13 protein-coding genes are annotated in these 15,163 nt (G+C 61.4%); 9 read left to right on the forward strand and 4 right to left on the reverse strand.

From position 1 onward, the window contains the following. The first annotated feature begins 21 nt into the window (after positions 1 to 21). The 9 genes from kdpB to AC1RO0_RS11915 all read left to right on the forward strand — a co-directional run bounded on the left by kdpB (position 22) and on the right by AC1RO0_RS11915 (position 10,722). The gene (gene kdpB, locus AC1RO0_RS11875; RefSeq protein WP_498593077.1) at positions 22 to 2,112 is read left to right on the forward strand and encodes a potassium-transporting ATPase subunit KdpB; all 2,091 of its coding nucleotides are present in this window, start codon (positions 22 to 24) and stop codon (positions 2,110 to 2,112) included. A gap of 12 nt (positions 2,113 to 2,124) precedes the next feature. Next, positions 2,125 to 2,730: a K(+)-transporting ATPase subunit C gene (locus tag AC1RO0_RS11880; RefSeq protein ID WP_498593078.1), complete on the forward strand. Its 606-nt coding sequence runs from the start codon at positions 2,125 to 2,127 to the stop codon at positions 2,728 to 2,730. A gap of 61 nt (positions 2,731 to 2,791) precedes the next feature. Further along, positions 2,792 to 5,503, forward strand: a complete 2,712-nt coding sequence (locus AC1RO0_RS11885) for a DUF4118 domain-containing protein (RefSeq protein WP_498593079.1) — start codon at positions 2,792 to 2,794, stop codon at positions 5,501 to 5,503. Further along, a complete protein-coding gene (locus AC1RO0_RS11890) occupies positions 5,500 to 6,192 on the forward strand; it encodes a response regulator transcription factor (RefSeq protein WP_498593080.1) in 693 nt (230 codons plus the stop codon). Before AC1RO0_RS11885 ends, AC1RO0_RS11890 begins: the two co-directional genes overlap by 4 nt. A gap of 100 nt (positions 6,193 to 6,292) precedes the next feature. Further along, positions 6,293 to 6,745 carry a PTS sugar transporter subunit IIA gene (locus tag AC1RO0_RS11895; protein WP_498593081.1) on the forward strand — a complete coding sequence of 151 codons (453 nt, stop codon included), beginning with the start codon at positions 6,293 to 6,295 and terminating at the stop codon, positions 6,743 to 6,745. Between the two features lie 161 nt (positions 6,746 to 6,906). After that, positions 6,907 to 7,938, forward strand: coding sequence for a sulfate ABC transporter substrate-binding protein (locus tag AC1RO0_RS11900; protein WP_498593082.1), 1,032 nt, complete (start codon positions 6,907 to 6,909; stop codon positions 7,936 to 7,938). A 6-nt stretch (positions 7,939 to 7,944) separates the two neighbouring features. Beyond that, a complete protein-coding gene (cysT, locus tag AC1RO0_RS11905; protein WP_498593083.1) occupies positions 7,945 to 8,802 on the forward strand; it encodes a sulfate ABC transporter permease subunit CysT in 858 nt (285 codons plus the stop codon). Then, positions 8,792 to 9,664 (forward strand): sulfate ABC transporter permease subunit CysW, encoded by an 873-nt coding sequence (gene cysW, locus AC1RO0_RS11910; RefSeq protein WP_498593084.1) that lies wholly within the window; start codon positions 8,792 to 8,794, stop codon positions 9,662 to 9,664. The genes cysT and cysW overlap by 11 nt, the downstream gene beginning before the upstream one ends. A gap of 11 nt (positions 9,665 to 9,675) precedes the next feature. Next, positions 9,676 to 10,722 (forward strand): sulfate/molybdate ABC transporter ATP-binding protein, encoded by a 1,047-nt coding sequence (locus AC1RO0_RS11915; protein ID WP_498593085.1) that lies wholly within the window; start codon positions 9,676 to 9,678, stop codon positions 10,720 to 10,722. 14 nt (positions 10,723 to 10,736) lie between these two features. Here AC1RO0_RS11915 and AC1RO0_RS11920 read toward each other — a convergent pair whose 3' ends face one another. The 4 genes from AC1RO0_RS11920 to AC1RO0_RS11935 all read right to left on the reverse strand — a co-directional run bounded on the left by AC1RO0_RS11920 (position 10,737) and on the right by AC1RO0_RS11935 (position 14,973). Next, the gene (locus tag AC1RO0_RS11920; RefSeq protein WP_498593086.1) at positions 10,737 to 11,534 is read right to left on the reverse strand and encodes an NAD-dependent epimerase/dehydratase family protein; all 798 of its coding nucleotides are present in this window, start codon (positions 11,532 to 11,534) and stop codon (positions 10,737 to 10,739) included. A gap of 155 nt (positions 11,535 to 11,689) precedes the next feature. Next, complete coding sequence (locus tag AC1RO0_RS11925) at positions 11,690 to 12,436, reverse strand: histidine phosphatase family protein (protein WP_498593087.1); 747 nt, start codon at positions 12,434 to 12,436, stop codon at positions 11,690 to 11,692. A 110-nt stretch (positions 12,437 to 12,546) separates the two neighbouring features. Beyond that, a complete protein-coding gene (locus tag AC1RO0_RS11930; protein WP_498593088.1) occupies positions 12,547 to 13,386 on the reverse strand; it encodes an endonuclease/exonuclease/phosphatase family protein in 840 nt (279 codons plus the stop codon). A 123-nt stretch (positions 13,387 to 13,509) separates the two neighbouring features. Then, positions 13,510 to 14,973, reverse strand: coding sequence for a phospholipase D-like domain-containing protein (locus AC1RO0_RS11935; protein ID WP_498593089.1), 1,464 nt, complete (start codon positions 14,971 to 14,973; stop codon positions 13,510 to 13,512). Positions 14,974 to 15,163 lie beyond the last annotated feature (190 nt).

A 15,163-nucleotide genomic window follows, 5' to 3' on the forward strand; every position in this document is an offset into this window, starting at 1 on the left:
CTCTTCACGCTGGAGTCTCTTATGAGCCAGTTAAAATCCGCGAGTATTTTGGATTCTCGCATCCTCGTTCCGGCCGTGGGCGCCGCTTTCCAGAAGCTGAACCCGCGGACGCTTGCCAAGAACCCCGTCATGTTCGTGGTCGCCGTCGTCTCGGCGCTGACCACCGTGCTCTTCCTGCGCGATCTTCTGACCGGCGGCGGCAATCTCGGCTTCTCCCTCCAGATCAACATCTGGCTCTGGTTCACCGTGCTGTTTGCCAACTTCGCCGAGGCCGTCGCCGAGGGTCGCGGCAAGGCACAGGCTGAATCGTTGCGCAAGTCGCGCACAGAAACCCAGGCGAAGCTTCTCTCCGGCAACAGCCGCACTGACTACAAGATGGTGCCGGGCACCAGCCTGAAGGTCGGCGATGTCGTGCTGGTCGAAGCCGGCGACATCATCCCCTCCGATGGCGAAGTCATCGAAGGCGTGGCCTCGGTCAACGAAGCGGCGATCACCGGTGAATCGGCGCCTGTCATTCGCGAATCCGGCGGCGACCGCTCGGCCGTCACCGGCGGCACGCAAGTGCTCTCCGACGAGATCCGTGTCCGCATCACCGCTGCTGCCGGCTCGACTTTCATCGACCGCATGATCGCACTCGTCGAAGGTGCTGAACGTCAGAAGACCCCGAACGAAATCGCGCTCAACATCCTGCTCGCTGGCATGACGCTGATCTTCGTACTCGCCACGGTAACGATCCCGAGCTTTGCCGCCTATGCCGGCGGCTCGATCCCAACTGTCGTCCTCGTCGCCCTGTTCGTAACGCTGATCCCGACCACCATCGGCGCGCTCCTCTCCGCCATCGGCATTGCCGGCATGGACCGTCTGGTCCGCTTCAACGTGCTTGCTATGTCCGGTCGCGCTGTCGAGGCCGCCGGTGACGTCGATACGCTGCTGCTCGACAAGACCGGCACGATCACCCTCGGCAACCGTCAGGCTACCTCGTTCCGCCCGGTCAAGGGGGTGACGGAGCAGGATCTGGCCGATGCGGCACAGCTCGCCTCGCTGGCCGACGAAACGCCTGAGGGACGCTCCATCGTCGTGCTCGCCAAGGAGAAGTACGCGATCCGTGGCCGTGACATGACCAGCCTGAAGGCTACCTTCGTGCCCTTTACTGCCCAGACCCGCATGAGCGGTGTCGACGTCGAAGGCTCCTCCATCCGCAAGGGTGCGGTGGACGCTGTTCTGGCCTACGTCAGCGGCAGCGCAACTACCGCCTCCAGCGCCGGCGCCACGGTAATCTCGCGCACCAGCAGTGAGACCGTCCGCGAATTGCAGGCGATTTCAGACGAGATCTCCAAGGCCGGCGGCACGCCGCTTGCGGTTGCCCGCGATGGTCGCCTGCTCGGCGTCATCCAGCTCAAGGACATCGTCAAGGGCGGCATTCGCGAGCGCTTCGCCGAACTGCGCCGCATGGGCATCCGCACGGTGATGATCACCGGCGACAACCCGCTGACAGCCGCCGCCATTGCCGCGGAAGCCGGCGTGGACGACTTCCTCGCCCAGGCAACACCGGAAATGAAGCTGGCGCTGATGCGCGAGGAGCAGGCGAAGGGCAAGCTCGTCGCCATGTGCGGCGACGGCACCAATGACGCCCCGGCGCTTGCCCAGGCAGACGTTGGCGTCGCCATGAACACCGGCACGGTTGCCGCCCGCGAGGCCGGCAACATGGTCGACCTCGACAGCGACCCGACGAAGCTCATCGAGATCGTCGAAATCGGCAAGCAGTTGCTGATGACCCGCGGCGCGCTCACCACCTTCTCCATCGCCAACGACATCGCCAAATACTTCGCCATCATCCCGGCGATGTTCATCGCCTTCTATCCGCAGCTGAAGATGCTGAACGTCATGGGGCTGGCAACGCCGCAAAGCGCCATCCTCTCCGCTATCATCTTCAACGCTCTGATCATCATTGCGCTGATCCCGCTATCGCTGAAGGGCGTTCGCTATCGCCCGATCGGCGCCGGCGCCCTGCTCAGCCGCAATCTCTTGATCTACGGCCTAGGCGGCATCATCGTGCCCTTCATCGGCATCAAGGCCATCGACATGGCGATCACCGCCATCGGCCTGGTCTAAGGAGTCTTTCCCATGCTGAAATTAATCAGACCGGCCATCGTCATGATCGTGGTCACCACCGCCGTCACCGGCCTTGCCTATCCGCTTGCCATGACAGGGATTGCCCAGGCGCTCTTCCCGCATCAGGCGAACGGCAGCCTGGTGGAGAAGGACGGCAAGGTGATCGGCTCCAGCCTCATCGGGCAGAGCTTCACCACCGACCGCTATTTCCACGGACGCCCGTCGGCGACGACGGGTGCGGACCCGAACGACGCGACCAAAACAGTTGCCGCGCCCTACAACGCGGCCAACTCGATGGGCTCCAATCTCGGTCCGACCAGTTCGAGCCTGATGACCCGTATCAAGGGCGATGTCGCAACGTTGCAGGCACAGAACCCGAATGCGCCGGTTCCGATCGATCTGGTCACCACGTCAGGTAGCGGTCTCGATCCGCATATCTCGCCGGAGGATGCCTATTTCCAGATCCCGCGTGTCGCCAAAGCGCGCGGCCTGGATGAGGCCAAGCTCCGCGCGATCGTCGACGCCGCTGTCGAACCCCGCGAACTCGGTGTTTTCGGTGAGCCCGTCGTCAACGTCCTGGCATTGAACCGGGCGTTGGATGCTTCTATGACTCAATAAGACCAAGAGGTTGAGGCGGCCATCACCGCCTCAATTATCGCCCGTCGAGAAAGATCGATCGATGCCAGATGATAGCCGCGACACGCTGAACAGGCCCTCTCCCGACGCGCTTCTGGAGAAGGCTCGGCAGGAAACGCGCGGCCGTCTGAAGATCTTTCTGGGCGCCGCACCCGGCGTCGGCAAGACCTACGAAATGCTGCTTTCCGGCAAGGCCAAGATTGCCGACGGCGTCGATGTCGTCGTCGGCGTGGTCGAGACCCATGGCCGGCGCGAGACGCAGGCTCTGCTCGAAGGCTACGAGATCATTCCCCGCGTCAATGTCGATTATAAGGGCCGCGCGCTCGACGAGATGGACCTCGATGCCATTCTCAAACGCCGGCCCGGCCTCGTGCTCGTCGATGAACTCGCCCACTCCAACGCCCATGGCAGCCGGCATCCGAAGCGCTATCTCGACGTCAAGGAGCTGCTCGATCGCGGCATCGACGTCTATACGACGCTGAACATCCAGCATGTCGAAAGCCTGAACGATGTCGTGTCACAAATCACCCGCGTTCGCGTCCGTGAAACCGTGCCGGATTCGATCATCGACATGGCCGACGATGTCGAGATTATCGATCTGACACCCGACGACCTGATCAAGCGCCTGCATGACGGCAAGGTCTATGTGTCGAGAACCGCCGAGCGGGCGCTGACCAATTATTTCACACCCGGCAATCTGACGGCGCTACGCGAGCTGGCGCTGCGGCGCACGGCACAGCGGGTCGACGACCAGCTCCTGACCCATATGCAGGCGCATGCGATCCCCGGCCCATGGGCTGCGGGCGAACGTGTGCTGGTCTCCATCGATCATCATCCGCGTTCCGCGTCGCTGGTGCGCTATGCCGCCCGCATGGCCTCGCGCCTGCGCGCACCCTGGGCGGCCGTCTATGTCGAGACCAACCGGGCGATCAGCCTGACCGAGGCGCAGCGCGACACTATCGCCGCGACGCTCAGGCTTGCCGAGCAGCTTGGCGGTGAAGCCATCACCATTCCCGGCCGCGAAGTCGCCGAAGAGCTGCTTCGCCATTCCGCCAGCAACAATGTCACTCATATCGTCATCGGCTCGCCGAAGGTCGGTACCTGGCGGGATTGGTCCAGGGCTTCGGTCTCCTACGAACTGATCCGCAAGGCCGGCGACATCAGCGTTCACGTCATCTCAGGCACTGACGCAGAGGCGTCGAGGGCGAGCCATGGCGTCAAGTCGGCACCCGTGCCGACGCCGTTCCAGTTGCGTGGCTATATCCTGGCAACGCTCTATGTCGCCGTCGCCCTCGGCTTTTGCGTCATCCTCGACCAGGTGCTCGACGTCCGAAACCTGGCGCTGGTCTTCCTGATGGCGGTGCTCGCCACGGCTGTCACTCAAGGCTTGCGCCCGGCGCTCTATTCCTGCCTGCTCGGCGCGCTCGCCTTCAACTTCTTCTTCCTGCCGCCGCGCTATACGCTGACGATCAGCGACCCCGAAAGCGTGCTTGCCTTCTTCTTCTTCCTCGGCGTCGCCATCATCGCCAGCAATCTGACTGCAACCGTGCAGCGGCAAGCGGCATCGGCGCGACAGCGGGCGCGGACGACGGAAGATCTTTATCTTTTCTCGAAGAAACTCGCCGGCACCGGCACGCTTGATGACGTGCTCTGGGCAACGGCTTTCCAGCTCGCCTCGATGCTGAAGGTGCGCGTGGTGCTGCTACTACCCGAAGACGGCACAATTGCCGTCAAGGCGGGCTATCCACCCGACGATACGCTCGATGATGCCGATATCGCCGCAGCGCGCTGGGCCTGGGAACATAATCATGCAGCCGGACGCGGCGCCGATACGTTGCCGGGCGCCAAGCGCCTCTATGTGCCGCTGCGTACCGGCCGCACCGCCGTCGGCGTCATCGGCCTCGACAGCGACCGTCGCGACGGTCCGCTTTTGACGCCGGAGCAGCAGCGGCTTCTCGATGCGCTTGCCGATCAGGCAGCACTTGCCATCGAGCGCGTACAACTGGTCGCCGACGTCGACCGCGCCAAGCTGGCCGTCGAAGCCGACCGGCTGCGTTCGGCCCTACTGACCTCGATCTCGCACGACCTAAAAACACCGCTTGCCGCCATTCTTGGTGCCGCCGGCACCTTGCGCGACTATCTGGAAACCATGTCGCATGAGGATCGCGTCGATCTGCTGTCGACGGTGGTCGATGAATCCGAACGGTTGAACCGCTTCATCGCCAATCTGCTCGACATGACCAAGATCGAGTCCGGCGCGATGGAGCCGAATTATGCTCTGCATTATGGTGGCGATATCGTCGGCAGTGCGCTCCGGCGCGGGGCGAAAATTCTCGCCCGACATCGCGTTGAAACGCAGATGCCGACCGATCTGCCGATGGTGCGGGTCGATCCAGTGCTCTTCGAGCAGGTGCTGTTCAATCTGCTCGACAATGCCGCCAAATACGCACCCGAGGATTCCACCATCCGCCTGGAGGCCTGGGCCGATGTCGACAATGTCGTCTTCCGGATCATGGACGAAGGCCTTGGCATTCCGCCAGCTGATCTCGAGCGCGTCTTCGACACCTTCTATCGTGTCCGCAAAGGCGATCAGGTGCGGGCCGGCACGGGCCTTGGCCTTTCCATCTGCCGTGGCTTCATCGAGGCCATGGCCGGTACGATTACCGCGGGCAACCGCACGGACCGCCAGGGCGCGGTCTTCACCATTCGCCTGCCGAAACCAACAGATCTCCCCAAGCTGGATGAATTGAAATGAACACGACCGCCGTCAAGATACTCGTTGTCGATGACGAGCCGCCGATCCGCAAATTGCTGCGTGTCGGCTTGAGCGCTCAGGGCTATCTGGTCAACGAGGCCCCGAACGCCGCGGCGGCAAAACTGTCGGTACAGGAAGATCGGCCCGACCTGATCATTCTCGACCTCGGCCTGCCCGACAAGCCCGGTCATGACCTGCTGCAGGAATGGCGCGAGGATGGGTTGGAAATACCGGTCGTCATTCTCTCGAGCCGAACCGACGAAGCCGGCATCGTCAAGGCGCTGGAAACCGGCGCCGACGATTATGTCACCAAGCCTTTCGGCGTGAATGAACTCGCCGCGCGCATCCGCGTCGCCCTCCGCCACCGCCTGCAGCAGCAGGGCGAAAAGGCGATCTTCCAGACCGGCGGCCTGTCGCTCGATCTTGTCAAGCGCATCGTCAAGGTCGACGGCAAGGAAGTGAAGCTCTCGCCGAAGGAATACGACATTCTGCGGGTGCTGGCGCAGCATGCGGGCAAGGTGCTGACGCATCAGTTCCTGTTGAAGCAGGTCTGGGGACCGGCGGCGGATGTGCAATATCTACGCGTCTACGTCCGCCAGCTCCGGCAGAAGATCGAACAGATTCCGGATCAACCGCAATATATCACCACGGAGACAGGCGTTGGCTACCGCTTGCGCGAGCCGGAATGAAGCCGTGATCCCTTGGCTGCGTGCTAAACAGCGCCTCGTCGCAAAGACCGACGAGGCCAAGTCATGTCCGAATTATCGATGCCCGAGCCCGAGAGTGACCATGGACCTTTCCACCATCATCCTGCCCGAACATGTCTTCGTCGGCCTTTCGGTGCCGACAAAGTGGCGGGCGCTGCAGCTTCTTTCGTCGAAGGCGGCCCATTGCCTTGGCTTGGATGAAGCCACAGTCCTGCAGGCATTGGAGGGACGGGAAAATCTGGGAACGACCGGCATCGGCAACGGCATAGCCGTTCCGCATGCGGCGATCGCCGGAATGACGCGACCGCGCGGATTGATGGTACGTTTTGGCCAACCCGTCGACTTCCAGGCGATCGACGATGTGCCAACGGATCTCGCCTTCGTCCTGCTCTTTGGCGAAAACGGCCGCAGCGAATATCTGAACGTGCTCGCCGCCATCGCCAGGCGGCTGAGAGCCGAAGGCGTTCTGACGGCCATGCGACAGGCAAAAACCGCCGACGAACTCTACTCGGTTTTCATGTCTGACTCGATTTGATAGGATACTAACTGCCGGCTGCAGCCAAAGCGCGGGAATGTGATTTCACATTCCTTGATTATATGGGATTCCGTTCTATGTATGCGCGCCAAGCGGGAACAATCTTCGTTACTTTATACGACCAAGTTGATAGGGTTTAGTAACAACGAAGGAGGTCACCCATGCAGACGATAAAGCTTTCCCGGCTTCTCGCCACCGCAGTTCTCATTGGCAGTTTCTCGCTGGCTGGCGCCATAGCGCCGACATGGGCCGCGGACAAGACGCTTCTCAATGTTTCGTACGATCCGACGCGCGAACTGTACAAGGACTTCAACGCAGCCTTCGCCGCAAAGTGGAAAAAGGATACGGGTGAAACCATCAATATCAAGGCGTCGCATGGCGGGTCGGGCGCGCAGGCTCGCTCGGTCATCGACGGCCTTGATGCCGATGTCGTGACGCTGGCACTGGAAGGCGACATCGACGCCATTGCCAAGGCCACGAAAAAGATCCCGACCGACTGGAAGACCAAGTTCCCCAACAACAGCGTTCCCTACACATCGACGATCGTCTTCCTGGTGCGCAAGGGCAATCCGAAGGGCATCAAGGACTGGTCCGATCTGGTCAAGGACGGCGTCGAAGTCATCACGCCGAACCCCAAGACCTCGGGCGGCGCCCGCTGGAACATCCTGGCAGCCTGGGCCTGGGCCAAGCAGGCCAATGGCGGCGATGACGCCAAGGCGCAGGACTATGTCGCCCAGCTTCTGAAGCATGTGCCGGTGCTCGATACCGGTGCCCGTGGCGCAACCACGACCTTCGTCCAGCGCGGTCTCGGCGATGTTCTGCTCGCCTGGGAAAATGAAGCCTATCTGTCGCTCGAAGAACTCGGCCCGGATAAGTTCGAGATCGTAACGCCCACCGTTTCGATCCGCGCCGACCCGCCGGTCGCCGTCGTCGACGGCAATGTCGATGCCAAGGGCACCCGCAAGGAAGCAGAGGCTTACCTCAACTACCTCTATTCCGACGAGGGCCAGAAGATCGCGGCCAAGCATTACTACCGGCCGATCAAGCCGGAAGCTGCCGATCCCAAGGATATTGCCCGGTTCCCCGCATTGAAGCTTGCAACCATTGACGATTTCGGTGGATGGTCTCAAGCTCAGCCGAAGTTCTTCGCCGATGGCGGCGTCTTCGACCAGATTTACAAGCCGGGACAATAATTCTGAATGCATGCAATAACCCGCAAACGGTGGCGGTTTCGGCAGCCGAGTGTCATTCCGGGATTCGGATTGGCGCTCGGCGTTACCTTGACTTGGCTCATCCTGATCGTTCTCATCCCGCTCACGGGATTGCTGTGGAAGAGTAGTTCTCTCGGCTGGTCCCAATTCTGGGCCATCGCGCTTGATCAGCGCACGCTCAATGCCTTGCGCATGAGCTTTGGCGGCGCCTTCATCGCGGCGATCGTCAATGCAGTCTTCGGGCTGATCATGGCCTGGGTCCTGGTGCGCTATCGCTTTCCGGGCAAGCGTATCGTCGACGCCATGGTCGACCTGCCCTTTGCGCTGCCGACCGCGGTTGCCGGTATCGCGCTGACGACGCTTTATGCGCCGAACGGCTGGATCGGGCAGTTCCTGACGCCGCTCGGCATCAAGATCGCCTTCACGCCCGTCGGCATCGTCATCGCGCTGATCTTCGTCGGCCTGCCCTTCGTGGTGCGTACGGCGCAGCCGGTTATGGAGGAGATCGACCGCGAGGTCGAAGAGGCCGCGGCAACGCTCGGCGCAAGCCGTTTTCAGACGATCACCCGCGTCCTGCTGCCCGGCCTGGCGCCAGCCGCCCTCACCGGTTTCGCGCTCGCCTTTGCGCGTGCGGCCGGCGAATACGGCTCGGTGATCTTCATCGCCGGCAACAGACCTTATGTCTCCGAAATCGCGCCATTGCTCATCGTCATCAAGCTCGAGGAGTATAATTACGCAGCGGCGACAGCGATCGCGACGATGATGTTGATCATCTCCTTCATCATGTTGCTGGTCATCAATCTCATTCAATCCTGGAGCAGAAGGAGGTACGGCTATGGCGCATGATGCCCCCTCCTCTGCCGACGCGGTTCATTCGGTCATCACCGAAAGCTGGCTTGCGCGCTGGATTTTCGTCGCTATCACGCTCGCCTTCCTGACGCTGATGGTAATGATGCCGCTTGCCGCCGTCTTCGTCGAAGCCTTCCGCAAGGGGGTCGAACAGTTCTTCAGCTCGCTGGTGGATGAAGAAACTTTCGCGGCCATCCGGCTGTCGTTGATCGTTGCCGGCATCAGCGTACCGCTCAATCTTGTCTGCGGTGTCGCCGCCGCCTGGGCGATCGCGAAGTTCGAATTCAAGGGCAAGGCGTTCCTGACGACCTTGATCGATCTGCCGTTCTCAGTGTCGCCGGTGATATCCGGCCTGGTCTTCGTACTGCTGTTCAGCTCGAACAGCACGCTCGGCCCCTGGCTCCAGAGCCATGGCATTCAGATCCTGTTCGCGGTTCCTGCCCTGGTTCTGGCGACGATGTTCGTCACCTTTCCCTTTGTTGCCCGCGAATTGATCCCGCTGATGCAGGAACAAGGAAATGCCGACGAAGAGGCGGCCCTGTCGCTTGGGGCCAATGGCTGGCAAACCTTCTGGCATGTGACGCTGCCCAACATCAAATGGGGCCTGCTTTACGGCGTTCTGCTCTGTAACGCCCGCGCCATGGGCGAGTTTGGTGCCGTGTCGGTCGTCTCCGGCCATATTCGCGGCGAGACCAACACCATGCCGCTGCAGGTCGAAATTCTCTATAACGAATATAATTTCTCGGGGGCCTTCGCGGTAGCCACGCTTCTCGCCCTGCTTGCCCTTGTCACACTTATACTAAAGACGCTGCTGGAATTGCGCTATAGCGATGAGATCGCAGGCAGCCGGCGTCACTGAGGGAATTGTTAATGGAAGTTCGCGTTCAAAACCTACGCAAGGAATTCGGTCGCTTTCCGGCGTTGCATGATGTCTCCCTGGATATCCGCTCCAGCGAACTGATCGCGCTGCTCGGCCCTTCCGGCTCGGGCAAGACGACGCTTTTGCGCTTGATTGCCGGATTGGAATCTCCGACCGAGGGCCAGATCTTCTTCGGCGAGGAAGATGCGTCGAGGAAGACTGTCCAGCAGCGCAATATCGGCTTTGTGTTTCAGCACTATGCGCTGTTTCGCCATATGACGGTGCTGGACAATATCGGCTTCGGCCTGAAGGTCCGCTCCGCATCGCGCCGCCCTCCCCGCGCCGAAATCCATCGCCGCGCCGTCGAACTGCTGGAACTGGTGCAGCTCAACGGTCTTGAGAAGCGCTATCCAGCCCAGCTATCCGGCGGCCAGCGGCAGCGCGTGGCGCTGGCACGCGCCATGGCGGTCGAGCCGAACGTGCTGCTTCTCGACGAACCCTTCGGCGCGCTGGACGCGCAGGTGCGCAAGGATCTGCGCAAATGGCTGCGAGAGATCCACGATCGTACCGGCCATACCACCGTTTTCGTGACACACGACCAGGAAGAGGCGCTGGAACTGGCCGACCGCGTCGTCGTGCTCAACAAGGGCGCGATCGAGCAGGTGGGCACGCCGGACGAGATCTACGACACGCCCAATTCGCCCTTCGTCTACGGCTTCATCGGCCAGTCCAATCGGGTGAAGGTGCGCGTCACCAATGGCGAGATCTGGTTTGAGGAACGCCCGCTGGGCTTGAGCACGCCGCACGAGCCCGATGGCGAGGCCTATCTCTATTTCCGCCCGCACGATATCGAGCTTCATGAGGGCGATGGCGGCTGTATCGCCGGCCTGCTGACCTCCAGCCGCCGCGTTGCCGGCACTCGGCATATCGAGATGAATATCGGCGAGCAGCACGAAACCATCGAAATCGAGCTCTCGCCGGACAAGGCCGACGCGCTTGACCGTAACCGCATCGCCTTCAAGCCAACGCGCTGGAAATTGTTCCGCAACGTTGATTGAAACGCTCTAGCGCCTCAATCCTCCGGATGCCCCGCTGCCGCAAAGCCGCCGCCCTGGTAGATGACGGCCGGATCGGTTGGGTCTTCCGGAGCGGCGTTTGCCAATATTTTCTCGCGCCAGGCCGCAGCGCTGTCCTGCGGCTTCCAGCCGAGGAATGCGGCATTGCGGTTGTCCCACCACTGCTCGTCATTGTTGGAGGCGCCGTAGACGATCGTGTGCCCGAGGCGGGAGGTCTCGAAGGCGCGGCCGCAGAGCGACAGAAAATCGCGAACGCTGAACCACGTCGCCAGCATGCGCGAGTTGCGCGGCTCGGGGAAGCACGAGCCGATCCGCACCGACAGCGTCTCCTGCCCGAACTTATCGAAATAGAGGCTCGCCACCGCTTCGCCATAGACTTTCGAAACGCCGTAGAGTGAATCCGGGCGTGTCGGCACGGTGCTATCGATGCGCTCGTCGCGGCGGTAATAGCCGATCGTATGGTTGGAGCTGGCAAAGATGATACGCGGCATGCCGGCATGCCGGGCGGCCTCATAGAGATTGTAAAGCCCGATAATATTGCCCTGCAGGATGAGATCGAAGCCTTTTTCGGTGGAGACCCCGCCGAGATGGATGATGCCGTCGACACCCTGGACCAGCGCATCGACACCGCCACGGTCGGCAAGATCACAGGCGACGAAGCGCTCGTTCGGGCGCAGATCGTCCACCGCGACAATGTCGGAGAGCACGACGTTTTCGGCGATCTCTGAAAGAAGCGGTCTCAGCGCCTGACCGACGCCGCCTGCGGCTCCGGTCATCAACAGGGTCTTCAGCATGGGTTTCCTCCCTATGGGTCTCGTCGAAGCGGAACCTATAAGATGGGCTTTCGCTCGTCACCAACTATCCGTACCGTCCGCGCTTGAAAAGCTGGAGATGCGGGATGCCGCGAGACGCCCGAGCAAGATCGACTGAAAGATTGAGGTGGATAGGTCTATTGCCCCGCCTTCGGCGCCACCGTCAGCTCGGAACCATAGGCTTCGCGCAACTCTGTCTGTCCCGCCACCCGGTCAGCCGCCTTATGGAGCAAGACTGACGTATAACCTTCCTCTAGGGTCGCCTCGATCAAGGTGACATCGGCATTTCCCGGATTGTCCGAGCGCTCGAACCAGTCGACGGAATGGTGCAGGAAATTCATTTCGAACGCCCTGTTGGTAACGCCATGACCGACGATGATGACGTTACTCTTGCCATTCTTCGCGTCGTGCATGACGGTCTGAAGGAACAGACGGACGCGCTGCGCCACATCGGCCCGGCTCTCGCCGTCCGGCGGCCGTGCGTAGAACTTCCCACTATTGTTGCGCAGTCTGGCCCATTTTTCGAACTCCTCGGGAAACTTCCGTTTCTGTTCGGCATGATCGTAAATTTCGGTGAAGAGACCGAAATCCTGTTCCCTCAAAAGGTAATCTTCGCGAACATCCTCGACCAATGTGTTCGGCAAGGCTTCGAGCAGGGCATCCTTGCTCTGTCGTGTCCTCAAGTAGGGTGAGTACCAGATGCTCTGTTTCCGCAACTCAGTGGACGGCAATCCCTCCAGATAGGCAGCGATCACCCGTCCGGCCTCTAGCGCCTGCCGATAGCCCCACTGCGTCAACGGAACATTATGATCACCGAACTGCCGGTAGGCCTGATCGCTGATGTTGCCAAGGGATTCGCCGTGTCGAACGAGAAAGATGCGCATCAGCAGTCCGCATTGTCGGATGAGGATTCGAGGTCATCATGGATGGGAAGTGCATTGCGCGCAACGGTTTAGCCTGTCTGCGCCCGGATGATTTCAAAAGCCTTCGCATTTCAGGCCGTTGCGGCGCGCGCCTCTGTTTCGGCCCTCAGCGTCTCAAGGCTGACCACGGCCTTGATCGGCAGGTGGTCCGAGGCTACACGCGCCAAGGGTGAATCATGGACTTCGACGGTCGAGATCAGCCCGCTTCGGTTGGCCATGATGCGGTCGAGAGCCAAAAGCGGCAGCGTGGACGGAAAGCTCGGCACCGCCGGCGGCAGCGGACCGAAGGCAGCCTGGAAAGTGTTGAGCGACGAGCGATCGCCAAGCCGCCATTCGTTGAGATCGCCGAGCAGGATGGTCGGCGTGTCGTTATCCCTGCTCATCAGCTCGACGATCAGACGCGCCTGCTGGGCGCGGGAGCGGAGCAGCAGCCCGAGATGGGCGGCGATGATCCGGAGCACGCCACCGCGGGCCAGCTCTATCTCGGCAAGCAGCGCGCCGCGCGGCTCGAGCCCAGGCAGGCTGATCTGGTGCACATCGCGCACCGTGCCCTGCTTGAACAGCACGACATTGCCGTGCCAGCCATGCGCCTTGCTGGCGCCCGCCACCGGCACGGGAATAAGCCCGGTGTCGCGCTCAAGCCGGCGCAGATCGAGCAGGCCGGTGCGCTCGCCGAAACGGGTATCAGCCTCCTGCAGGCCGATGACATCGGCATCGATTTCATGAATGACCCGGCTGATCCGATCCGGATCGAAGCGGCGGTCGGCGCCGACGCATTTGTGGACATTGTAGGAGGCGATCAAGGTGCCTTCCGGACGCGTCCGGTCGCCAGCCTGCCTTGCCCGCGACGTCTTTCGGTTCTTCAGGGACTCGAAGATGCTTGTCCGGAGATTTTCGTTCTTTTTTCGCATCTGTCCGCTGGCCGTTTCCGTTCTCAAAGCCCCCCGAGCTGTGTCCTCGTCAGTATATGAACCGATTGCCGGGCTTGTCATGTGAAAAGGCTTGTAGCCGGGAACACAGCTACGTCATTTTCCTCAGAGATAGGGCGAACCGAGCCAGAGGATTTTCTCGATCAGCCGGACGATGAAGGGGCGTGCCCGAAGCTTGGCGAGGTCGACCGGCTTTGCCGTTTCAAGGACGGTGCCGATGCGGGCTTCGATCGCGCGGGCAAAACCGTGGTCGATCACTTCCAGATCAACCTCGAAGTTCAGCCGCAGGGAACGAGGGTCGAGGTTGGAGGAGCCGACATAGGCCCAGGTGCCGTCGATTGCCATTAGCTTCGAATGGTCGAAGGCACCTCTAGCGCGCCAGATTCGGCAATAGTCCTTCAGCATCTGGTCGAACTGTGCCGTCATGGCGCGATCGACCAGCACGAGATTGTTGGCGGCCGGCACGACGATATCCACTTCAACGCCGCGTCTTGCCGCCGTCACCAGGGCGCTGATCAGCTCGCGGTCCGGCAGGAAATAGGGCGACATGATGCGGATGGAGGTGCGGGCGATCGACAGCGCACCGATGAGCATCTTGTGGTTCGTCTCAAGGCTGCGGTCAGGTCCGGAGACGATGACACGCATGAAGACCGGCGCTCCCGGCTCGCTCGCGGGCGTCGCGATTCGCCAGTGATCGCCGCTCAATACTTCGCCGGTCACAAAACGCCAATCTTCGGCAGCGGTGTTGAAAAGGTCGGCCACGGCCGGGCCGGTAATGCAGAAATGCGTGTCATGGGCGTAATGATCAGCGGCGAACTCCCGGGTAAAACCCTGGCGGATGTTCATGCCGCCGGTAAGGGCGATGCGCCCGTCGACGACCAGGATCTTGCGGTGGGTGCGCAGGTTCGCATAGGGCAACCGCAGGCCGATGATGACGTTGCCGTTGAAGACATAGACCTCAACACCGCCTTTGCTGAGATAGCCCATGATGCTCGGGACTGAATAGCGGGCACCGACGGCGTCGATCAGCACGCGCACGCTGACGCCGCGCTTGACGGCGGCGATCAGCGCATCGGCGATACGCAGGCCGATAGGATCGCGATCGAAAATATAGGTCTCCAGCAGGATGCTACGCTCGGCGCCGTCGATAGCCGCTTTCATCGCCGCATAGGCGGCATCGCCGCTTTCCAGCATCTCGACGGTGTTGCCGGTGCTCATCGGATAACGCGACACGCGGTCGCCGAGCGTCTTCATCGATCCGAAGCGTTCGCCGAAGGTTCGGCGCACGATGTCGCCCTGCGCGTCGAAACTGGCGAGCTCGCCCGCGGCATCCTTCTGGAAGAGAACACTGCGTTGCGAGCTCAGCGATGCCCGGCGAATGCGGTTGATGCCGGCGACGGCATAGAGTACCGCCCCGACGATGGGCGACAGGATGATGACGCCAACCCAGCCGATCGCGGCACGAACATCCTCCTTCGTCATCGCCGCATGAATGGCGGCCACCGTCCCCATGGCGATGGACAGGACGGCGAGGAATTGGCCCCAATGGGCGATCAGCAAATCGAACATGAGAGGAGTATAACTTTGCGCACGAAAGCTGCAATCAGCCGTACGCCTCATCCGCATGGCTCGACCAGTAGCAGTGGGGATGTGGATAGGTTGTGCATTAGATATTTTTAATTGAACGAAGATCGCGCTGTGGTCATAGTGATGCTTCGGCCGCTTCGCTACCGTCCGTTGCGGGACATCATATTGCTGG

This window comes from Rhizobium sp. GW821-FHT14E12, assembly GCF_058803745.1.